The following is a 20,738-nucleotide window of genomic DNA, read 5'->3' as shown; positions in this document are numbered from 1 at the left end:
CTGGTCCGCAAACAAAACGGTTACTAGAGAACACCTGAAAATAGCAAGACAAGCTGAACCCTCATGAAATACAGCCGGTAAAACGGATTCATTCAAATAGCTCTATGAATTGAGGAGACTACAATAAAAGGAAGTATCGTACATGAAGAACTATTCGGAAATTGCTTTGAACACATTATTTGAGCGCTATGACTACTTATGCAAAGAAAAAATTTATCACGGAAAATGGTCCTATGACATCGGGGTCGTTTTACAAGGCGTGAAAGAAGCCTATGAGCAAACTGGTGACAAACGCTATTTTGATTATATCCAAAACACGATGGATTTTTATATTGACGAAGACGGTTGTATCAAAAACTATCAGATGGATGCGATGAATATCGATTACATCAATAATGGCAAATGTTTATTCTTACTATACAAAGAAACAGGTGCTTCAAAATACAAGATCGCCTTGGACACGCTGTATCAACAATTACAGCAGATGCCAAGAACAAGCGAAGGCGGGTTCTGGCATAAAAAAATCTATCCTTATCAAATGTGGTTAGATGGCTTATATATGGGGGCCCCATTTCTAACAGAATACGCACTGACATTTGAGAAAGAAGAAGCATTGGAAGATGTAATCAAGCAATTCACCTTATGCTTTACTCATACCCTAGATCCAAAAACGGGTCTTTTGTATCACGCGTGGGATGAACAAAAAGTCCAGCCGTGGGCAGATCCTGAGACCGGTTGTTCAAAAAATTTCTGGGGACGGTCAATGGGATGGTTCATGATGGCACTCGCAGATACGATGGTGCTATTAGGGGAATCAGAGCAGAAGAATCCATTAGAAAAAATGTTTGTCTCCTGTCTAGAAGCTCTTGCTAAAGTAAGAGATCCCCAGAAAAAAGTGTGGTATCAAGTCTTAGATAAAGGCAGTGAGCGTGGGAATTATTTAGAAGCATCCGCTTCTTCAATGATTTGTTACGCAACAGCGAAAGCAGTCAAAGCAGGGATCATCGATCAAAAATGGCAAGTGTTTGCCCAAGAGACCTATCAAGGATTGCTTGATGAGTTTGTCTTTTTAACAAAAGAAGGCTGGTTGAATCTGATCAGAAACTGTGAAGTTGCTGGTCTTGGTGGCCCAGATGATCGGGATGGTACGTTTGTTTACTATATCAGTGAACCCGTTATCACGAATGATTTCAAAGGATACGGTGCCTTTTTACAAGCGAGTTTACTGCTGCAACCACTAACGGAGGAAGGAAGCAAGAAATGAATATCCAATTGACTACAGCTGATTTACAAGAAAAAGAAGGTCTGTTGACAGAAGCGATTCAAGAAAAAATTGATGAATTGCATCAACAAGGAGGAGGCAGAATCACTTTTTCCGCAGGACGCTATCCGACAGGTGCGCTCTTTTTAAAAAGTAACATTGAACTGCACTTACTATTGGGGGCGACCCTAGTATTTTCTGATGATCCCAAAGACTATCCCGTCGTTGTGTCTCGCTGGGAAGGGGTCAAACGGGAAGTTTATGCCTCTTGTTTATATGCCGAGAATGCGGAAAATATCGCTGTCACAGGACTAGGAATGCTTGATGGACAAGGGCAAAGATGGTGGAAGACCTTTCGGGAAAACCGTGAACAGCTTGCTTATCCACGACCAAAATTAATCAGTTTTGACTCTTGCCAGCAAATTACGTTGAAAGATATCCGTCTTGTCGATTCACCAAGTTGGACCGTCAATCCGATTCTTTGCCAAGATCTAACGATCGATAATCTTCGCATCAAAAATCCAGCGGATTCGCCAAATACGGATGGGATCGATCCTGAATCTTGTAAAAATGTCCGCATCAGTAACTGTCATATCGATGTTGGTGATGATTGTATCGCCATCAAATCAGGAACGGAGGACACCAAAGAACGGGTCGCTTGTGAGAATATCACGATCGTAAATTGCCATATGCTTCATGGGCATGGGGCAGTCGTTCTAGGTAGTGAGATGAGCGGCGATATTCGTAATGTCACCATCAGTAACTGTATTTTTCAAGATACCGATCGTGGGATTCGGTTGAAATCCCGTCGGGGACGTGGCGGAACGATCGAAGATATTCGAGTGAATAACATAGTGATGGATAATGTTATCTGTCCATTCACTTTAAATCTTTACTATTTCTGTGGACCGAAAGGCAAAGAAAAGTATGTTTGGGATAAAAATCCGTACCCGATCACCGAGGAAACCCCTCATTTTCGGAGAATACATTTTGCAAATATCTCGGCTCGGAATGTTCATGCGGCCGCTGGGTTTGTTTATGGCTTGGCTGAACAATTTATTTCAGATATCACTTTCCAAGATATTGCTGTCTCTATGGCTGAACACCCAATTCCAGGAAAGCCTGCAATGATGACAGGTATCGAAGAGATGACAAAACAAGGCTTTTATATTGGCTGTGGACGGAATATTCAGTTTGATCGTATCAATTTGGAAGGCGTAACTGAAGCGTTCCATATCGAGAATAGTCGGGAAATCACCGTCACACAATCATTTGAGAATCGTCAGCCTCTGGCATTTCAAGGAGATTTTTTGTGAGGGATCCTCAGTTACTACAGCTGCTAGGTCCTGATATGAAAGTTGCACCACAAGTGGTTCAGCAAACAAAAGAGCAAGTGCAAAATTATACCTTGGAACATTTACTTCTACGATTAAATCAAGAAGAGGATGTCCCTGCATACTTTGCTTATCCTAGCTCTCAGCAACCTGTTCCACTCGTTTTGTTCAATCATTCTCATGGCGGCGACTTCACGATGGGGAAAGAAGAACTACGACAAAGTCCGTGTTATATGCAAAAAGAAAGCCTATTCGCGACATTTATGAAGTTGGGCGTCGCCGTTGGGGTGATCGACATGTGGGGCTTTGGCGAACGAAAAAACGGTGAGAATGATAGCTACAAGCGGTTTCTGTTGCATGGCAAAACATTATGGGGACAACGAATCTATGACAATCAACAGTTTTTGACCTATCTTGCTTCCCGCAAAGAAGTGAAACAGTCCGCTATCGCCACATTGGGACTTTCTATGGGCGGTTTGATGAGCTGGTGGTTGGCAGCGCTTGATGAACGGATATCAGTGGTGGTGGACATGGCAGCACAAGTGGACTATCAAGCATTGATCGAAGAGGACTGTCTAAGCAAACATGGGTTTTACTATTATGTTCCTAATGTGTTGAAAGACTTTACGACTGCGGCCATCCAAAAACAGATCGCACCACGCCCGCGTTTGAGTTTGGTTGGCAAAGAGGATCGTGGCTGCCCCTCAAGCGGCGTCGCTCGTTTGGATCAGCAGCTCGGACAGCATTATGAAGCAATAGGCTATAAGGAGCATTGGCAGGCGTGTTGCTTGCCAGGCGGTCATGAAGAAACCAAGGAGATGAGAGCGCAGTGGATCGAATTTCTAAAACAGCACCTCCTATCAAGCTAAAGGTTAGTAAAGAGCCGCAAAAGGGTGATTTTACGAGTATCCAAGCAGCCGTGCTGGCTGCTGAAGCCTTAAAAGCACCTTGTGAAATCACGATCGCCTCTGGCGTGTATCAAGAACAGGTGAAAATCTATAAAAACCAGCTTACGTTGATCGCGGAACCTAACACGTTCTTATGCTACCACTTGGCTGCCGAGCAAACCGATGAAAATGGGCAAAAAAGAGGAACGTTTCAAACAGCGACGCTCTTTATCAATAGCCGAGAAGTCTTTGTAAAAAACCTGACCATCATCAATGACGCAGGGTATGGGCAAGCAGTCGGGCAAGCAGTTGCCGTCTATATCGAAGGGGATGACATTCGCTTCGAACGCTGTCATCTCGATGCTTTTCAAGATACCTTGTGCCTGGGTCCATTGCCAAAATATACCAAAGAAGGCGAACCAATGATCAGTCCTTGGCGAAAGACAATCTTTGACCAACAACAAAGTTTGTTTTTGCATTGCAGGATCAGTGGAACAGTCGATTTTATTTTTGGCGGTGGTTCCGCCACCTTTGAAGAGTGTCGCTTGCATTGTAAAAATACACCACAAACGAACTACGTTACTGCTGCCTCAACCAGCAAACAAGCAAGCGGGTTAACCTTCGATCGGTGCCGAGTGACAGGGGACAAAGCCTATTATTTAGGCCGTCCTTGGCGTAATGACGCCAAAGTCACCTTTTTATCCTGCTGCTTTGATCAACAGCTCGCCCCTTGCGGATGGTCTGATTGGGGAAAAACAGCAAGCCACCAAACGGTCACATTCACGGAGCGAATGTGTTGTTACCAAAGAAGTCCCCAACGTCCTGAATGGGTGACTCTTGAAGGAGTGATAGAAAAATGAGCAAGGCAAAATGGTCTGGCTGGATCGGGATGGTTCTCGCTCTGGTGTTTATGGGCGGCTTTTCCTTGGCGATCAATCAAATGACTGTCCAGCAGTTCGAAGAGATCTTTCAACGTGCGTTTCCCACTATACTGAACCAAATGACGGCAGAAGCAGCATTGGCGCAATTTCAAACACTCGGTGCTTGGTTTGGCTTCACGCTGTTGGCACTCCTGATATTGGTTTCAGTGGCGACGATGCTTGTTCGCTATCGTAATTATCGAAAGCAATCTTGTGCTATTTATTTTTTGACTGGTGTCGTGACATTGATTGGTAGTCAAATGATCGCTTTTCCGATTGCCTTTTGTTTCTTTTTAGCGGCGGGTTTTTGTTTTCTCCATCGCGATGACGGACACAAGAAAAAAACAACGGACGCAGTCAGCAAACAAGGAGGGGTTGCATGAAGGCAATAATCAATAATCCGATTTTAAGAGGGTTTCATCCTGATCCGAGTATTTTAAAAGTCGAGGATACTTATTATTTAGCGGTTTCTTCCTTTGAGTGGTTGCCAGGAATTCGGGTCTACTGTTCTCAAGATCTAGTCAATTGGTCCCATGAAACAGATATTCTGACCAATCAAGTGGATTTATTAGGCAACGCAGCAAATTGCAGCATTTGGGCACCGCAAATCAGCTACGCAAACGGACAATACTATTGTGTCTATACAAATGTTCGCAACACGACACGCCCCTTCAAAGACTGTCGAAACTATCTCATCACGGCTCCTACCATTCATGGGCCATGGAGTGAGCCCATTTACTTAAATGGTAGTGGCTTTGATCCGTCCTTGTTTCATGATCAAGAGGGGCGTATCTGGTTATTGAATGCGCTTTGGGATTATCGTAAGGATACACCAAATAAATCGGTGGGGATCGTGCTCCAAGAATACTCTGAAGCACAAGGGTGCTTGATCGGTGACAGAGTGCCAATTTTTTCTGGAACCCAGCTGGCGAAGACTGAAGCACCGCATCTTTATTACCACAATGAGTGTTATTACTTACTGACGGCAGAAGGAGGAACGGGTGCAGGTCATGCGGTAACGGTTTGTCGTAGTAAAACCATCACTGGACCTTATGAAGTAGATCCGCATTTTCCCATGATGCGTGCCTATCAGCGCGAAGATTCCCCTTTTCAATGTACAGGTCATGGCAGTTTGACGATTGCGCCATCAGGAGAATGGGTCATGAGCTATTTGATGACTCGGCCAGTAGAAGGGGCAGCGATCCTTGGACGAGAGACAGCACTCCAAACTGTCTATTGGGATCACGAAGGATGGCTGCGTCTTAGCAATAACGATACGATCCCAGATCAAACCATCAGGCTCGCTAGCGACGCTCAGAAGCAAAGGGCATCACCTGCTGTTTTTATTGATGACTTTAAAGGATCGTTGCAAAAAGCATGGAACGGTAGACGATTGCTGCCCAATGAAGAGTGGTGCAATCTGAGTGAGCGACCAGGGTATTTGCGATTGATCGGCGGAGAATCGATGCAATCGAACTTTCATAAGCACTTATTGGCGATTCGTCAACAAGACGTTTGTTTTGAAGCTGAAACAGTGATGGAATACCACCCCCAATCGTTCAATCAGATGGCTGGATTGTCGCTTTTCTTAAACGAAGAAAACTATTCGTTTTTCTACGTAACCTATGATGAAGAAGAAGGCAAGGTCCTTCGGTTGCTGCGGTGTTGTGAAGGAGAATTTCACTTGTTCCCAGAAAAATTGCCCCTCGCTGCTGCAAGTGAGCCGATCGGATTGAAAGTAGTCAGTTCTTATCTAGAAGCCCAATGGTTCTATCGGCAAGCACAAACGTGGCATCCCTTTAAAAAGCAAAACATCCAGTTTTTGTCTGGTGGTTTTACGGGGAATTTCATTGGAATCAGTGCCCATGATCTAGATCACTTTGCCAAAAGCTATGCCGATTTTGAATATTTTACGTATCAAGGGAAAGATCCGCTCGATGATGGCTCCCTAAAAATAGAGAAAGAAGGTTAACAAATGAAAAAGTTGAAAGTTGCAAGTTTATTATTATGTGCTGGACTGTTTTTAGCAGGCTGCGGCGATGGTGGAGGTTCACCTGAAGGATCAGAAAGCGAAGGGAAATCAAGTATTTCGTGGATGGCGATGCTACATACTGCTTCCCCACCATCTGGAGATGTCACGCAAAAGTTAGAAGAATACACAGGGGTCGAGATCGACTTTACGTGGGTGCCAGATGCTTCAAAAACAGAACGCTTGAATGCAGCATTGGCGTCGAATTCTTTAGCAGATATCGTTAGTCTGACAGAAATCAATAACACAACCGTCCGCAGCTCACTCGCATCTGGAATGTTCTGGGATGTGGAACCCTATTTAGAAGAGTTCCCGAATTTGGCAGAAATCTCCGAAGATCGGTTAGAGTCATCTCGAATTGATGGTCGAATCTACGGTGTTCCGTTTTTAAAACCGATCGCGCGTTATGGCGTCCTTGTCAGAAAAGATTGGTTGGATAATTTAGGCTTGGACGTGCCGTCGACATTAGAAGAATTAGCTGCTGTCGCCCAAGCCTTTACGGAAGATGATCCAGATGGAAACGGTGCGGATGATACGGTTGGTTTCGTAGAGCGTGATGAGTCCTTTAACGTTGGGTTCCGTTCGCTTTCAGGTTACTTTGGTGCAGACAATTGGTTTACGATCACGGATGATGATGAAGTGATGCCATCCTTTATGCAACCAGAATACAAAGAAGCAATGGAATGGTTCCGTAATATCTATGATAACGGCTGGATGAATTCTGATTTTGCGGTAATGGCGAAAAATGATCAGAAGAACTATATCGTTCAAGGTCGTGGTGGGATCGTATTGAGTGGTTTGCAAGAAGTACGTAACTACATTGATGATGCAGCTGGTACTGATGAAGAGCATATGGAATGGGTCTTGATCAATGATATCGTCCATGAAAATGTGGAACGTCGTATCCTTTCTGATACCAATGGTGGAATGGGCGGCTGGTTAGCCATTCCGAAAAACAATGTTGAAACCGAAGAAGACTTACGTGTTGTTTTGAAATTTATCAATGATTTGATGGACGAAGAGCCGTTTACGTTGATGACGCAAGGGATCGAAGGGGTCCATTATGAAATTGATGATGAGGGTGTCTATGTCCGTTTGGATGATACGAAGTGGCAACAAGAAGTACAACCATTTTCTTCGTCTCGTCCATCAGAATTAGTAACAGTTTTCCCTTCAAGCAACCCATATGTCAACTTAGCCAATGAAAAGATTCGCGAAAATGAAGAGTTTGCGGTGATCAATCCTGCACAATCGCTGACCTCTGAAACCTATGATCGTTCATGGTCAAGCTTGATTGAAGGAATCTCAGACGCTTACTACCAATATATGACTGGGGAAATCGAGATCGATGAGTTTGATACAGCGATCGAAACCTTCTTAAGAAATGGTGGACAGCAAATCATTGACGAGTTCACGGAAGACTATCGTTCACAACAATAAAGGTCACAAAAGGTTCTGATCATCTATTGAGAAGAAATGGATGAAGTGAGGAGCCGCTACTGCTGAAAGATTTGAAGACCAAGACCAGTTGAAGTGATTCGCTGCTTGGTCTTCTTTTTGCTTCAAAAGCAGTGAAGAAAGGAGAAGCTATGTTTCAACTAACTGTTCGGGGGCATGATTTAAAGAATTATGGGTCCCCAGAAGAATTAGCGCAAAAAATTGCCGCCCAAAACATTCATAACATTCAATTTGCATTAAATAAATCCTTCCCGCAATGGGCAGAGCCAGAGCAATTAAGCCCTGGTTTAGGCCGCTTTTTCAAACGAGTTTTTGGTCAATCTCACGTTCAGGTCGCTTTATTAAGTTGTTATTGTAATCTGATCCATCCTGATCTGGAAAAACGGGAAACGATTTTATCCAGATTCGAGACCTATCTGGCACATGCCAAATATTTTGATGCAGCTATGGTCGCAAGTGAAACTGGTTCGGTTTTGCCAAATATGGGGTATACCGAGGAAAATTTTAGTGACGTCGTTTTCGATGATTTGGTTCAGGTGATCAAGCGTTTGGTCCAAGTGGCTAAGAGACATCAAGTGATGCTAGGAATTGAAGCAGGCTTGAATCATCCACTATCATCGATCGACCGAATCGAAGAATTGCTGGAACGGGTACCCTCTGACTATTTAGGGATCATCTTTGATCCAACCAATCTGATTACTGCGAAGAACTATCAAGAGCAAGTCGCTTTGACAAGGGAAGCTTTTTCCCGCTTTGGCGATGCCATCGTTTGCTTGCACTTGAAAGATTATCAAGTAATCGATGGTAAAATCAAGGTAGTCCCATTGGGAGAAGGAATGATTGATTATCAACAACTATTGGCCATCACCGCTGAATACAAGCCATATTGTTATGTTGTGTTAGAAGGGACGACCGAAGAAGCGATGCAGCCAGCCATTTCACTGATTGAAGCACTGAAAAAGTGAGCGAGTTGTCTTTGATTGTGACTGATGAGGAAATGCTTTGTTTCAAGGAATCACGGAAGATCACGGAGTCCTTTCCTCAACAAGCAGATTTATTTACTTACTAAAAGTTAGTGTTATACTTAAAGGTACAAGTGAATTTAACTGTTTAGAAAAGAGGAAATAACGATGAAAATGATTCAATCAACCTATCAAATCGATGCAGCAGCCGCAATTGGCAAAGTCGTTTTAAAAGTAGCAAACATAGAAAAAATGAGCCAGTTTTATTCGGACGTGATCGGCCTGACTTTATTGGAGCAAAGTGTAGATCACGCGCGATTAGGCGTGGGAGCGCAAGAGCTTTTAGTTCTAGAGAAGGTGAGTGATCCGTTGCCTTTGACACGGAAAACAGGCCTTTTCCATACGGCGTTTCTTTTGCCTAGCCGTAAAGACCTAGGAAATATGCTGATTCATTATTTGGAAGCCAAAGCTCCCCTCGATGGTGCCAGCGATCATGGATATAGTGAAGCGTTATACCTGACCGACCCAGAAGGAAACGGGATCGAAGTGTATCGTGACAAACCGATGAGTGAATGGGATATTCGAGCAGATGGTGAGATCGTAGGCGTTACTATCGAAATGGACGCGCAAGGCGTGCTGGGAGCCGCTGACCGATCTCAAACGACCTTTCCAGTTGGCACCACGGTGGGGCATGTCCATTTGAAAGTGGCGGACTTGGCAAAAACAGAAGAATTCTACACAGAAGTTTTAGGCATGCGTTTGACCTCAGATTTTGGTAGCCAAGCAAAGTTTTTTGCTGCTGGTGCGTATCATCACCATATCGGATCGAATATTTGGATGGGAAGAAATGTTCCAGCTATGGAAGAACAGGATCTAGGCTTAGCGTACTTTACGATCGTTTTGCCAGCTTTGGCTTTTTCTACGTTACGAAGTCATCTAAAGGCAAGTGGCGTTTCGTATGAGTTAGAAACAGACAGCCGCTTGCATTTGACTGATCCGAATGGGATCAATCTGATCATCGAAAGAAAGAATCAGCCTTAAGATGGAGGTTTTTTCATTCATGAAATGAGAGAATAACCTATAATCAAGTAAAAGGAGAGCAAGCATGAAAAAAAACGGGGCGGGACAATCACTATTTCTAGCATTATTGATCAGCATGGGCTTATTTTTCTTTGTCCAAGGGAAACAATTAATAGAAAGTGGGGCGTCTCCTGTGATTTTTATTGCTTTTTCGGCTTTTGCAGGAATTATCGGAGTTGGTGTCTATGGTCTTCAAGCAATAATGAAGCAGCATCGGCGCAAAGCCATGGTACCAATCAAAACCAAAAAATAAAGAAACCGGCCAATCTTAAACAGGAAGATTGGTCGGTTTTTTGTTTAAGCTAAGACAAAATGGGGAATTGGGGTCTCGTCCCCTACATACTAATTTTCCATGTTTTCAATCGCAAATTCGATCTCATCAGGTAAGAAGCCGTTCCCTTCAAGATGAGCAGCCATATTTCTTTGACGGATCCCTAACACCCGACGGGATTGATTGGCGCGTCCTAAAGCATGGCGATACCAATCTACATCTAGGGTTTCTAGTGCCCATTGTGTTTCCTCCGCAGTAAAACCTTCTGTTTCTAACAGTTCTGCCATCTCTTGTTTTGAATAAAAGCGACGATTTCCTTGCGCTCTAACGAGGAAAAAGGCTTCACGTTCTCGTTCTGTCGCATTGTTTTCGCGCTCATAGCGTGCTGCTACAGTCGGGGCGAGATGAAACCCTGATAAAATCGTTTCCTCGGTCACTTCGTTATCAAACACGTAGGTTCTGAACTGAAAACGATTGTCGTTTTCCAGTTCAAGCCATAGTGATTCAACCAGAAATCGATAACCGTATGGAATCGTTTCATAAACAGCATCGGCAATTTCGTAAAAATAAGCGGAAACGGCTTCGTAAGGAGTCATTATCTCGGGAACGATTTCCGTCGTTTGTCCATTAAACAAAGTGATTGCGGAAGGGTAGGTCTCACCAGCATTCGTAAATGTGAGAATCCCCACTGGCTCATGTTTTGTTGAAAAGACATTCATGGTCACACCGTTCGCCAAATCAATCGCACTCTGCCACTCGATTTCTTTGTCATCGCTTTGTTGGTGTAAGTGTTCAAGTGTATCAGGTGTCAAACCAAGCTTTTCTCGTGTATCTTCATTAATTCCTTCTTCATCGGCAAGAGGACTGTTTGCTCCAGCGGTCACTAGTGCTAAATCCTCTTCGTATTCGTTGAATAATTCTTGCAATTTTGCTCGTCTACTGACGATGATCGGGCTCTCTTCATGGATGGCAAGTAAGGCTTCGATACGGCCATTGCGAGCGGCAACCCAACTGGGCATATCCAGATAGCGAGCTTCGATCGCTTCTTGAGCGAGTGCGATCATTTTTTCCGTGTTTTCAATGAATGCCGCTTTGTGTTTTGAGCTGCTATTGACCTGGTCTAGAAAGGCCAATTCTGCTTCTTTGCCTCGAATCATCAGTTCGAGATTTTCAATACTCAATTCATAAGTAAGATTTTCTGCATGATAGGTATGTTCCCAACCGGCATCTAAAGCGGCACCGATACGCTCAGAAAGTTCCTCAGGACTTGCTGAATTTATCGTCCCACATCCTGAAATCAGGGATAGTATCAGTAATAACTGCAACAAAACTTGTTTTTTCATTTTTCTCCTCCTCGTAAGACTCTAGTAAACCTCGCCAATTTGTACGAATGAACGCATCAGATCGAGCACTTTCTTGGGTATAAACATAGTCACAATATAAGGGACATCAACTGACCCCCAAAGTTAGACCCAAAAACCTAACTTTTTGGGGTCACTACAACAGCATATGGGCATCGCGATGCCCTTTTCTTCGCTAGCTTTTAGTTACCTATGTTTGTCATCGCGTAGTCGATTTGTTCTTCTGAAAAGTCTTCAAAAGTCAATAACCGGCGAATGTTGTCAGGAGGAAGACTCATCAAGGAATGGTAACTATTTGCTTTCTTCAACGCCTGCTCGTTCCAATCAATCGTGAGCTGATCAACTGCCCATTGTGCATCATTATGGGTAAACCCTTCAAATTCTAATTGTTGTATCAATCGTGCACGTGAGAAAGCCATGAGGTTCGTATAGGATTCGGCACGAGCGATCGCTCGTCTTTGTTCTGAAGATCCTTCATTCTCGGTCTGAGTTTGTTCGTCCTTGTTTTGCTCTTGCTGCAAAGCCGTAGCTGCTTCTTGTTTGGCGTTTGCTTCTTGAAGCTGTTGATACACGGTAGTGACCATGTCTTGATCAATGTCATGATCAAAGCCATAGGTCATCACCGCCAGCTGATGTTCATCAGAAGATTGATCGAATCGATTCATAAACATCATTGATTCACGAGGAATATTTACGGCGAGCGCTCGTAAAATCGTTTCATAGAAAGCAGCTTTTTGCTCGTCGGCAGTTTCCCGATTCAGAACAGTAAACCCAGATGCGTACTCCTCATCGGGCATCGCAAAAACGAAGACGTCAACATTCGTTTCGCTTGTGTGGTAAACGGTGGCAGTGAGTCCATCGTCAAGTTCGATTGTGCGATGAAGAGTAAGCGCATCTTCTGTGAGCTGCTGAAGCTGCTCGATATCGTCTGCCAAAAGCCCCAGCTTTTCCCGCGGGTCGGCTTCAGGAATCGTTTCGTTTGCTACCTCTAGTAGACTGTTGAGGTTGTCTTGATTACTGAGAATGATAGGGCTCCGTTCATGAATCGCAGCCAGAGCTTGGCTATAACCAATGCGGGCAGCAAACCAAGCAGGGACATCGATCCGACGCTCCACTAACGCTCGTTCAGCGGTTGCCATCAAATCAATCGTGTGGCTGATCAATTGCTGAAGGTCTTCGTCGGAAGAATCAAGTTCTTCCAAAATAGCCAGTTCGGCTTGGCTGCCTGCAATCAGCAATTCTAAGGTCGCTGGTTGATAATAGGCCCAACCCGTTCCAGACTGGTTTGTATATTCCAGTCGTGCGTCGATGCCAAGCGCAACGGTCTCTGACAGTTCTTCATCTGCCTTCGTGCAGCCGATAAGCAAAATAACGAATGACAATAGGGTGATCAGTATTCTTTTTTTCATTAGACTCCTTCTTTCTATCGAAAGTAACTGAGAAAACGGTCGGCAGAGGTTGGTTCATCTGGGGGAAGGAGGAGGGCAGGTGAATGGAAAAAATGTTGAAAAGATTTCCATCACAAGTTCATTCAAGCAATTGTTTCTGATATGCTAATAAGAAAAAACGGAAAATCGAACTAAATTTTATGAATAGTTGTTATATTATTCATTTTATATGAAAAATATCTCTAAATGCAACGATAAAAGGATTTTTATTGGATTTTTTATATTTGGGGAAAGGAAGGTTACTATCAACTTTTGAGGAGTAGGTACTCAAGATCAAAGCGATCGAGGGAATTCATTGAAGGATCGCCAGGGGGGATCTTTTGTGCAAACAAAAAACAGCTTCCGCAATTGGGAAGCTGTAAGGATGCGGAAAATGGGATTTGAACCCACACGAGCGATTGCTCACAAGACCCTCAATCTTGCACGTCTGCCATTCCGTCATTTCCGCAAATACTATAGAAGGAAACGCAGGCTAAGGTAGTTCTGTCACGCCGCGTCTAGAAAATATCTTACCTGATTTTCAGCAGGTTTGTCAATAACTTTTCCAAATGCTATTTGAAAGAATTTTCAGACTTTAGATTGCATTTTTTTCCATAAAAGGTATGCTAAAAGAATGAATAATTATTTTTTTGAGAGGAGAGCAAATGAACTATTTTAAAAACCAACTGGCAAAAGCTGTTAAGCAGAAAGTATTCATCTTCCTACTCATTGGTGCCTTTAGTTTAGGCTGCAGTTTTTCCGTTTATTTGAAACTGATGGAACCCGTCAGCTTGCCCGCTACCATTACCGCCGAAAAAGCGGAGGCCTTACGGATTGTTGATCGCTACCAAGCCAATCAATCTGGTTCACCGGATGAGCAAGAGGTATATCAGCTATTACTTGATAACAATACTCTGACCTCACGGCAGCTGTCCAACTTGATTATGGAGGAATATGAACGATTTAATCAAACGAGTATTCAAATTGCAGAACTAAAAAAACAGATTTGGGCGTCTTCAGTTGATGACAAAGCCTTTTTACCGCCGATGTGGTCGATCGAACAAGAGCAAACGGTCTATCAAGCCTTAGCCGAGCAAGAAAAAGATCCGGTTCTCACGGCTGCCAATACCCAGACGGCTGTCGCTTTGGCAATAACGTTTTTACTGAATTTTGGGTTCTTCTTCTGGGCTTTTTTTGCTAGTGACAATTTATTAGAAGAAAGAGAACACTTCTCCTTGATCCGCTCATACCCACAGATTTTCCCGATTCGGATGGTCAGTAAGGTTTTTGTCAAAACGATCACCAATTTAGGAATCTTGCTCGTGTTTTTCTTAGGCGTCTTTCTTTCAATGAGCCTTCTGGGGGAGTTCGGGGATTGGCAGTATCCAGTAGCCGTTTATCTCAGTGGGGATTGGGTAGCCTTACCTTTTTGGCAGAGCGTTTTATATAGTATGGTTTCTTTTGCCTTGCTGATTGGTTTGATCGAATGCTTAGGTTTTGTCATGAACATGGTCGCAGCCAATCGATACGTCTCTTTCTTTTTACTGGTGCTTTTTTATGGATTCGGCTTGATTCCGATGCTGCAAAAGATCCCTATATTACCAGTTCATCTAGCTGCTATGGATAAATTTTATTCGGGTGCCTTTGCTTTGGGCTCTGGCACTTCTTGGGGCGTCTATGCCAGTTGGCTGCTGACGCTAGTGTGGATCTTCCTTTGTTTAAGCATCATGCTTGTTGCGGATAAACAGAATCGCTTGTTGAGAGGAGGTAAAGGATGAAAGACTATTTTTTCTTTGAATTACGCCAGCTGTTAAAAAGCAAGAAAACCATCGGCCTTTTTTGCTTGCTGCTGATCTACAGCGGCGTTTACAGTTTTTGGCAAAGAGACTTTCGCCCGATTGAACGAGTAGATAAAACAGAAATGCAACAACGCTATACCGTGCGACAAGATTTTCTTGATCAACAAGCAGCCAATCCCTCTGACCATTGGTCGGCATTCATGGCAGTCGAAATGTTTACCCCATGGAATGAAGCAGAAAAACAACGGCTCGACGCGCTAGCCGAGAAAGACTGGCAAGCATACGCACAAAGCACAAGTACTTGGTACCATCTCGCTTTGCAATTTACCGATGAACGAAATATATTTTATACCCCTGATTATTACACGTTTCGAAATTACTATGCTGGGTATGACGGGCGCTTCGGCTATGCATCAACCGCAAAACTGATGGAGGCTTTTAGCCAGCTGCCCAATAGCAAACTCTCTCAAGCAGTCATGGAGCAAAAAACGGGGGTGCAAGCATTACAGCGAAGCTTTACTGAATACTTACCGATTCTATTAATTGCTGTTTCTTTATTTTTGGCGATCGATTGTTTACCAAAAGAACGAAGACATAAATCCCTGTTTCTTTCACTGCCATTATCGGCAGAAGAGATCCTTTGGAGCAAAACGGCAGCGTTGATGGTTGGTTCTGCAATCGTAACGCTAGGAACCATGTTCTTTATCTGGTTTGGCTCTGGTATTCAATTCGGCTTTGGTTCCTTGGAACTGCCAGTCACGATTTTATCATCGACCTTTGATGCCCGCTACCCGATCACCGATTTCAATGCTTTTGAAACACAAGCCATCGGTCTTTTTTTAAGTCAATGTTTTCTAGCAACGCTTTTCTTGCAGTTTCTTTATTGTCGCGGCATCTTGCTGTTCAGTGCCCTGTTTCGCTCAGAGCTGATTAATCTGCTTGTGGCTGGTTTTTGTTTGCTTTCGCCCTTTCTTTTCCAACGACGCTGGTTTAGTGCCTACCTTGATAAAACGCTGTATGTCTATCTGTATCAAAATGTGGGACAAGTCCTTTCAGGCTGGACACGCTTTTACTTTGGTTCTGCAGGATTTACGATGGAAAAAGGCTTACTTTTATTAGGCGGCGTTTGGCTTCTGATCGAATTGTGTTTCTTTTTGACGATCCAACGCAAAAAATTTCATTTGGCATAGGAGGAACGATATGTTAGAACTGAAAAATGTGACTGTCACGTATACGAGAAAAGTATTGGATCAACTTTCCGTTGCTTTTTCTCCCGGGGAGATCGTCGGGTTAGTCGCCCCTAACGGCACTGGGAAATCCACGCTATTGAATGTGGCGATGAATTTCATCCAGCCGAATGAAGGCGCAGTATTTTTAAACGGCAGTCAAGTATATGTGACCAAAAAATCAGAAGTGGCAGCGCATCAACAAATTTCATTTTTTCCTGACCAAAATGATTTGTACAATGATTTAAGCGGACTCGAGCATTTGAAACTGTATCAGCGAATGTGGCGTTCAGAGGAACGCTTGGTGGAAGAAACGATTGCTCGTTTGCGAATGAGCGATTATATCAAACGCCCAGTGGGAACCTATTCGCTGGGGATGCGGCAACGTCTGTGTTTTGCGATGCAGATCGTGACAGATACGCCATACATGCTGATGGATGAGGTGATGAATGGCTTAGATCCGACAAATGTCGAATTGATCTCTAACGTCTTGAAAGCCTTGCGGGAGCAAAAGAAAGCAATCGTGATCGCTTCGCATATTTTGACGAATTTAGATTCTTACGCGGATCGAGTCTTGTTTTTAAAAGACGGTAAGATCATTCACGAATACCTTGGCCGCAAGTCGTTGGTCAATGAACCCTTGTATGTAAAGACGGACTCGGCGGATTTCTTGGTGGCTTTTCCAGAGTTAACGACAGTGACTATCGATCTGCAAGGGCGGATCTATCTAGTAGAAATCAGCGATCCGCAGTTGCCGCAACGTTTTATCGCAGCAGGAATCACTGATTTTTCGGTGGGGCATTTGGCGTTAAATGAATTGTACTTGAAGTATTTTCCTGAAAATTCCTGAATGAACCAAATTCAGTGGATGAACGCAGGGCAAGCCCTCTCGACCGAGAGGTGAAAAATTTTCGCCACAGTTAAAATTTTTTTGCTATAATAGGTTCAATCTGAAAAGAGATCAACGACGAGAACCAATAACCTGACGTTGACCTATGGTTAAAGGAGAAATGGAATATGAAGAAATTTTCGAAGTCGTCAAAACTTGAAGGGGTCAGTTATGATGTGCGCGGCCCAGTTTTAGAAGAAGCCGATCGGATGCAAGAAGAAGGCATCAGTATCTTGAAATTAAATACGGGGAATCCCGCGCCTTTTGGGTTCGAAGCCCCAAATGAGATCGTTAGAGACCTGATTATGAACGTGCGAGAATCGGAAGGATATTCTGATTCGAAAGGGATTTTTTCTGCCCGTAAAGCGATCGAACAATATTATCAATTACAGAAATTTCCTGATGTGACCATCAATGATATTTACACAGGTAATGGTGTTTCCGAGCTGATCACGATGTGTATGCAGGGCCTATGTAACAATGGGGACGAAGTGCTCGTGCCGATGCCTGACTATCCTTTGTGGACTGCTTCGATCTCATTAGCTGGCGGAAAGCCCGTCCATTATATTTGTGATGAACAAGCAGATTGGAATCCTGATATCGAGGACATCAAAGCTAAGGTCACCAGCAAAACCAAAGCGATCGTCATTATTAATCCGAACAATCCCACCGGCGCCGTTTATCCAAAAGAAATTTTGGAGCAAATCGTCGACGTTGCTCGTGAGCATGACTTGATCATTTTCTCTGATGAGATCTATGACCGATTAGTCATGGATGATTATGTCCATGTGCCGATTGCTACATTAGCGCCAGATCGATTCGTTGTGACGCTAGGTGGCTTGTCTAAGTCTCATCGAGTGGCAGGTTTCCGTGTGGGCTGGATGGTCCTCAGTGGCGACAAGTCCCATGTGAAAGACTATATCGAAGGCTTGAATATGCTATCTTCGATGCGACTGTGTTCGAATGTCTTATCGCAACAAATCGTTCAGACCGCATTAGGAGGCTATCAAAGTTCTGATGAGTTACTATTACCAGGTGGTCGTATTTATGAACAAAGAGCGTTTATCCACAAGGCAATCAATGACATTCCGGGATTGTCAGCGGTGAAACCGAAAGCCGCCTTTTATATTTTCCCTAAAATTGATATTCAACGCTTTAATATCACCAATGATGAACAATTTGTTTTAGACTTTTTACACGAGCACCACATCTTGCTGGTTCACGGCGGTGGGTTCAACTGGCAACAGCCAGATCATTTCCGAATCGTTTATCTTCCTAATATGGAAGACTTAAAAACGACTGCTGAAAAAATGAAAGAATTTTTGGCGTCCTATCGTCAGAAATAAGAATATAAAAAAGCACCGCTCCTTCAACAACCGTGAGGGAGTGGTGCTTATGTTTTTATTCGGCAACTGGTTGACAAATTTTTTTGCTCACAATCATTCGATTGGTAAATTTATCCAGCATTTCAGCACTAGGATCGGTGACTTGAACCAGAACAGAGTTCTCATATTCTCGTTCGATGATCCCTTGATACTTCTTGCCATCCCATGTAAAAAAGATCGTACTGTCGATCGTCATCTTAACACCTCATTTGAAATTGTGGAAAAATAACAAGACATTCTTGAAATTGCTTTCCTTTTTGTCATTATGTGCTAAAATAAAGAAAATTAAAAATGCGAATTCGCATTTTTGACAAGAAACGTTCGGTTTTTATAAGAATTCCCCCTGGAGGACGATTATGAAGAAAAAAGAAGAATCTTTTGGTCAAAATATCCGTTCGATTCGGTTGAAACGAAAGATGACACAGAAAATGTTAGCGGAAGATATTTGTTCGCAAAGTGTTTTAAGCCGTATTGAAAACAACGAAGAGTTGCCGAATGTCTGGGTGATGTACCAAATCTGCCAACGCTTAGGAGTCACCTTAGATCAAGTAATGATGCTTCATTCGGAAGAGATCAACAAAACCAATCAAATCTTTGCCGAAATCGAATCACATTTTGTCCATAAGCAGTTTCAAGAAATGCGGGAAAAAATGGAAGATAAGGCGATCAAGGATTATTTGTATCTGGATTCAGATATGCAAATGTATTACTACTATCTAGGCAGCTGTGATTATTTCCTCGATCAAAACTATGATGCCGCCCTTGAGGCGCTGAAAAAAGGACTAGCCTACTCCTATCAACAGGATAAGACCAATGTTTCGGTGATGGAAATTCGTATCCTGAGCTGCATGGGCCGCGTCTATAGTGATTTGCTGCAACTGGGTGAGGCTCGTTTTTACTTAGAAAAAGCTTACGATGCCATGCACGCACTGCCGCCGGAACGTCTCTCCACATCATTGACCAAAATTTACTACAATTATGCGGTCTTTTTAAAGGAGCAACAAGAAGATTGCCTCGCGCTAAAGGTAACGAACGAAGGCATTTCCTTAGCCAGAGAAAAAAACAGTTTGTATTTTCTAGAAGAATTGTTTGAACTGAAGGGACACTTACTTTATAGACTGAAAGAAGAAAATGCAGCCGAAAAAAGTTTTCAGCTGTATCGTGCTGTCATGGATATTCGCCAATCTGACAAAGTGGTGTAGACCTTTCTTGACTTCTTCCCTAAATAAGAGTACTTTTAAGAAAGAAAAGAAATAGAGGAGCGATCAAGATGAATAAATATATTTACGCAGACAAATTCTTTCTAAAATCAGCGGTTCATGGCCCTGGTTACCTGGAGGTCAAAGAGGGGAAATTCGGAGCGATCGTCGATGAAGTCCCTTCTGGTGCAGACGTAGAAGATTATTCAGGCAAATGGGTAGCACCGGGTCTTGTGGATACTCATATCCACGGATTTATGAACCATGATGTGATGGACAACGATGCAGAAGGCATTAAAGCCATGTCGGAAGGCCTTTTATCATGTGGTGTGACTTCCTTCTTGCCAACAACCTTAACATCCAGCAAAGAACGGTTGCGGGATGTTGCTGAAACCGTTGGGAAAGTCAAAGACGAAGTTACAGGAGCAAAAATCCAAGGGATCTATTTTGAAGGCCCATTCTTTACTGAAGAACATAAAGGTGCACAAAATCCAATTTATTTTGGTGATCCTGATATCGATACCTTCCATGAATGGCAAGAAGCTTCTGGTGGAATTATCAAAAAAATCGCCTTGGCTCCTGAACGAGAAGGTGTGAGTGAGTTTGTTTCGCAAGTGACGGAAGAAGGCGTAGTGGTTGCTCTAGGCCATAGTAACGGTACATTACAAGAAGCGCAAACAGCAGTTGAAGCTGGTGCTAGCGTTTTTGTTCATGCATTCAACGGTATGCGCGGATTAAACCATCGCGAGCCTGGAATGGTTGGTGCCCTACTTTCATTAAAAGAAGTTTTTTCAGAGTTGATTTGTGATGGCCACCATGTGCATCCTCAAGCAGCTGAGATTTTGATGGAAAAAGCTGGTCACGACCATGTTGCCTTGATCACTGACTGTATGATGGCTGGCGGCATGCCAGATGGTGATTATATTTTAGGTGAATTTCCAGTAGTGGTGAAAGACGGAACGGCTCGAATGGAAACTGGCAATCTTGCTGGTAGTATTTTGAAACTAAAAGAAGCTGTGAAAAATGTAGTAGACTGGGGAATCGCTACCCCTCAAGAAGCGGTCATGATGGCCAGCTTGATTCCAGCAATCAGCTGTAAAATTGACCATGCTTGCGGCATGATCAAACAAGGTCACCCAGCTGACTTTATTGTTTTGGATCAAGAAATGAATGTAACAGCCACCTATTTAGATGGCGTCTGCCGCTACCAGGCGTAAAATAAAACAATCTGCTTAAAGAAACAAGAAGAG

General features: G+C 43.4%; 19 protein-coding genes and 1 tRNA gene. 16 read left to right on the top strand and 4 right to left on the bottom strand.

The annotated features are described in order from the left end of the window. The first annotated feature begins 142 nt into the window (after positions 1-142). From IGI69_RS09505 to IGI69_RS09460, 10 genes are all read left to right on the top strand, one after another. Positions 143-1,264, top strand: coding sequence for a glycoside hydrolase family 88/105 protein (locus tag IGI69_RS09505; protein WP_428207202.1), 1,122 nt, complete (start codon positions 143-145; stop codon positions 1,262-1,264). Then, on the top strand, positions 1,261-2,577 hold the full coding sequence (locus IGI69_RS09500; protein ID WP_005229941.1) for a glycoside hydrolase family 28 protein: 1,317 nt from the start codon (positions 1,261-1,263) through the stop codon (positions 2,575-2,577). Before IGI69_RS09505 ends, IGI69_RS09500 begins: the two co-directional genes overlap by 4 nt. Then, entirely contained in the window at positions 2,574-3,464 is an 891-nt protein-coding gene (locus tag IGI69_RS09495; RefSeq protein ID WP_438740623.1) for a dienelactone hydrolase family protein, read from the top strand. Before IGI69_RS09500 ends, IGI69_RS09495 begins: the two co-directional genes overlap by 4 nt. Further along, complete coding sequence (locus tag IGI69_RS09490) at positions 3,425-4,342, top strand: pectinesterase family protein (protein ID WP_015509912.1); 918 nt, start codon at positions 3,425-3,427, stop codon at positions 4,340-4,342. Before IGI69_RS09495 ends, IGI69_RS09490 begins: the two co-directional genes overlap by 40 nt. After that, complete coding sequence (locus IGI69_RS09485; RefSeq protein WP_151195050.1) at positions 4,339-4,785, top strand: DUF4064 domain-containing protein; 447 nt, start codon at positions 4,339-4,341, stop codon at positions 4,783-4,785. Before IGI69_RS09490 ends, IGI69_RS09485 begins: the two co-directional genes overlap by 4 nt. After that, complete coding sequence (locus IGI69_RS09480; RefSeq protein WP_438740621.1) at positions 4,782-6,374, top strand: glycoside hydrolase family 43 protein; 1,593 nt, start codon at positions 4,782-4,784, stop codon at positions 6,372-6,374. The genes IGI69_RS09485 and IGI69_RS09480 overlap by 4 nt, the downstream gene beginning before the upstream one ends. 3 nt (positions 6,375-6,377) lie before the next feature. Further along, entirely contained in the window at positions 6,378-7,871 is a 1,494-nt protein-coding gene (locus IGI69_RS09475) for an extracellular solute-binding protein (RefSeq protein WP_438740619.1), read from the top strand. 149 nt (positions 7,872-8,020) lie between these two features. Next, complete coding sequence (locus IGI69_RS09470; protein ID WP_074535211.1) at positions 8,021-8,854, top strand: sugar phosphate isomerase/epimerase family protein; 834 nt, start codon at positions 8,021-8,023, stop codon at positions 8,852-8,854. Positions 8,855-9,019: 165 nt separating this feature from the next. Further along, a complete protein-coding gene (locus IGI69_RS09465) occupies positions 9,020-9,892 on the top strand; it encodes a VOC family protein (RefSeq protein WP_438740617.1) in 873 nt (290 codons plus the stop codon). Positions 9,893-9,956: 64 nt separating this feature from the next. Next, a complete protein-coding gene (locus IGI69_RS09460; protein WP_005229963.1) occupies positions 9,957-10,184 on the top strand; it encodes a hypothetical protein in 228 nt (75 codons plus the stop codon). Positions 10,185-10,273: 89 nt separating this feature from the next. Here IGI69_RS09460 and IGI69_RS09455 read toward each other — a convergent pair whose 3' ends face one another. The 3 genes from IGI69_RS09455 to IGI69_RS09445 all read right to left on the bottom strand — a co-directional run bounded on the left by IGI69_RS09455 (position 10,274) and on the right by IGI69_RS09445 (position 13,459). After that, positions 10,274-11,545: a hypothetical protein gene (locus IGI69_RS09455; RefSeq protein ID WP_438740615.1), complete on the bottom strand. Its 1,272-nt coding sequence runs from the start codon at positions 11,543-11,545 to the stop codon at positions 10,274-10,276. Positions 11,546-11,745: 200 nt separating this feature from the next. Continuing rightward, positions 11,746-12,972: an Ltp family lipoprotein gene (locus IGI69_RS09450; protein ID WP_005229967.1), complete on the bottom strand. Its 1,227-nt coding sequence runs from the start codon at positions 12,970-12,972 to the stop codon at positions 11,746-11,748. Between the two features lie 404 nt (positions 12,973-13,376). After that, positions 13,377-13,459 (bottom strand) — tRNA-Leu (locus IGI69_RS09445). Positions 13,460-13,655: 196 nt separating this feature from the next. On the opposite strand from IGI69_RS09445, the gene IGI69_RS09440 reads away from it, so the two are divergent. The 4 genes from IGI69_RS09440 (at position 13,656) to IGI69_RS09425 (ending at position 18,250) form a co-directional block, all read left to right on the top strand. Next, positions 13,656-14,768 (top strand): hypothetical protein, encoded by a 1,113-nt coding sequence (locus IGI69_RS09440; protein WP_438740613.1) that lies wholly within the window; start codon positions 13,656-13,658, stop codon positions 14,766-14,768. Next, positions 14,765-15,979: an ABC transporter permease gene (locus tag IGI69_RS09435; protein WP_438740611.1), complete on the top strand. Its 1,215-nt coding sequence runs from the start codon at positions 14,765-14,767 to the stop codon at positions 15,977-15,979. Before IGI69_RS09440 ends, IGI69_RS09435 begins: the two co-directional genes overlap by 4 nt. Before the next feature lie 10 nt (positions 15,980-15,989). After that, positions 15,990-16,865, top strand: coding sequence for an ABC transporter ATP-binding protein (locus IGI69_RS09430; RefSeq protein WP_005229973.1), 876 nt, complete (start codon positions 15,990-15,992; stop codon positions 16,863-16,865). A 167-nt stretch (positions 16,866-17,032) separates the two neighbouring features. Beyond that, positions 17,033-18,250, top strand: a complete 1,218-nt coding sequence (locus IGI69_RS09425) for a pyridoxal phosphate-dependent aminotransferase (protein ID WP_413135550.1) — start codon at positions 17,033-17,035, stop codon at positions 18,248-18,250. A gap of 55 nt (positions 18,251-18,305) precedes the next feature. On the opposite strand, the gene IGI69_RS09420 is transcribed toward IGI69_RS09425, so the two are convergent. Then, on the bottom strand, positions 18,306-18,485 hold the full coding sequence (locus IGI69_RS09420; protein WP_005236448.1) for a hypothetical protein: 180 nt from the start codon (positions 18,483-18,485) through the stop codon (positions 18,306-18,308). A 160-nt stretch (positions 18,486-18,645) separates the two neighbouring features. Here IGI69_RS09420 and IGI69_RS09415 point away from each other — a divergent pair, with 160 nt between their 5' ends. Further along, the gene (locus IGI69_RS09415; protein WP_008381491.1) at positions 18,646-19,491 is read left to right on the top strand and encodes a helix-turn-helix domain-containing protein; all 846 of its coding nucleotides are present in this window, start codon (positions 18,646-18,648) and stop codon (positions 19,489-19,491) included. A 68-nt stretch (positions 19,492-19,559) separates the two neighbouring features. Continuing rightward, a complete protein-coding gene (gene nagA, locus IGI69_RS09410; protein WP_438740608.1) occupies positions 19,560-20,705 on the top strand; it encodes an N-acetylglucosamine-6-phosphate deacetylase in 1,146 nt (381 codons plus the stop codon). The last annotated feature ends 33 nt before the right edge of the window (positions 20,706-20,738 follow it).

This window comes from Enterococcus sp. DIV1083b (assembly GCF_051713705.1).
GTDB classification, from domain to species: domain Bacteria; phylum Bacillota; class Bacilli; order Lactobacillales; family Enterococcaceae; genus Enterococcus_D; species Enterococcus_D casseliflavus.
The sequence above is the reverse complement of the archived record's forward strand: the minus strand, read 5'-3'. Positions and strand labels throughout refer to the sequence as shown.

Excerpts from the sequence above, each read along its gene's own strand:
- IGI69_RS09505 (WP_428207202.1), top strand. The coding sequence starts at position 143 with ATGAAGAACTATTCGGAAATTGCTTTGAACACATTATTTGAGCGCTAT.
- IGI69_RS09500 (WP_005229941.1), top strand. The coding sequence starts at position 1,261 with ATGAATATCCAATTGACTACAGCTGATTTACAAGAAAAAGAAGGTCTG.
- IGI69_RS09485 (WP_151195050.1), top strand. The coding sequence starts at position 4,339 with ATGAGCAAGGCAAAATGGTCTGGCTGGATCGGGATGGTTCTCGCTCTG.
- IGI69_RS09480 (WP_438740621.1), top strand. The coding sequence starts at position 4,782 with ATGAAGGCAATAATCAATAATCCGATTTTAAGAGGGTTTCATCCTGAT.
- IGI69_RS09475 (WP_438740619.1), top strand. The coding sequence starts at position 6,378 with ATGAAAAAGTTGAAAGTTGCAAGTTTATTATTATGTGCTGGACTGTTT.
- IGI69_RS09470 (WP_074535211.1), top strand. The coding sequence starts at position 8,021 with ATGTTTCAACTAACTGTTCGGGGGCATGATTTAAAGAATTATGGGTCC.
- IGI69_RS09465 (WP_438740617.1), top strand. The coding sequence starts at position 9,020 with ATGAAAATGATTCAATCAACCTATCAAATCGATGCAGCAGCCGCAATT.
- IGI69_RS09460 (WP_005229963.1), top strand. The coding sequence starts at position 9,957 with ATGAAAAAAAACGGGGCGGGACAATCACTATTTCTAGCATTATTGATC.
- IGI69_RS09455 (WP_438740615.1), bottom strand. The coding sequence starts at position 11,545 with ATGAAAAAACAAGTTTTGTTGCAGTTATTACTGATACTATCCCTGATT.
- IGI69_RS09450 (WP_005229967.1), bottom strand. The coding sequence starts at position 12,972 with ATGAAAAAAAGAATACTGATCACCCTATTGTCATTCGTTATTTTGCTT.
- IGI69_RS09440 (WP_438740613.1), top strand. The coding sequence starts at position 13,656 with ATGAACTATTTTAAAAACCAACTGGCAAAAGCTGTTAAGCAGAAAGTA.
- IGI69_RS09435 (WP_438740611.1), top strand. The coding sequence starts at position 14,765 with ATGAAAGACTATTTTTTCTTTGAATTACGCCAGCTGTTAAAAAGCAAG.
- IGI69_RS09430 (WP_005229973.1), top strand. The coding sequence starts at position 15,990 with ATGTTAGAACTGAAAAATGTGACTGTCACGTATACGAGAAAAGTATTG.
- IGI69_RS09425 (WP_413135550.1), top strand. The coding sequence starts at position 17,033 with ATGAAGAAATTTTCGAAGTCGTCAAAACTTGAAGGGGTCAGTTATGAT.
- IGI69_RS09420 (WP_005236448.1), bottom strand. The coding sequence starts at position 18,485 with ATGACGATCGACAGTACGATCTTTTTTACATGGGATGGCAAGAAGTAT.
- IGI69_RS09415 (WP_008381491.1), top strand. The coding sequence starts at position 18,646 with ATGAAGAAAAAAGAAGAATCTTTTGGTCAAAATATCCGTTCGATTCGG.
- nagA (WP_438740608.1), top strand. The coding sequence starts at position 19,560 with ATGAATAAATATATTTACGCAGACAAATTCTTTCTAAAATCAGCGGTT.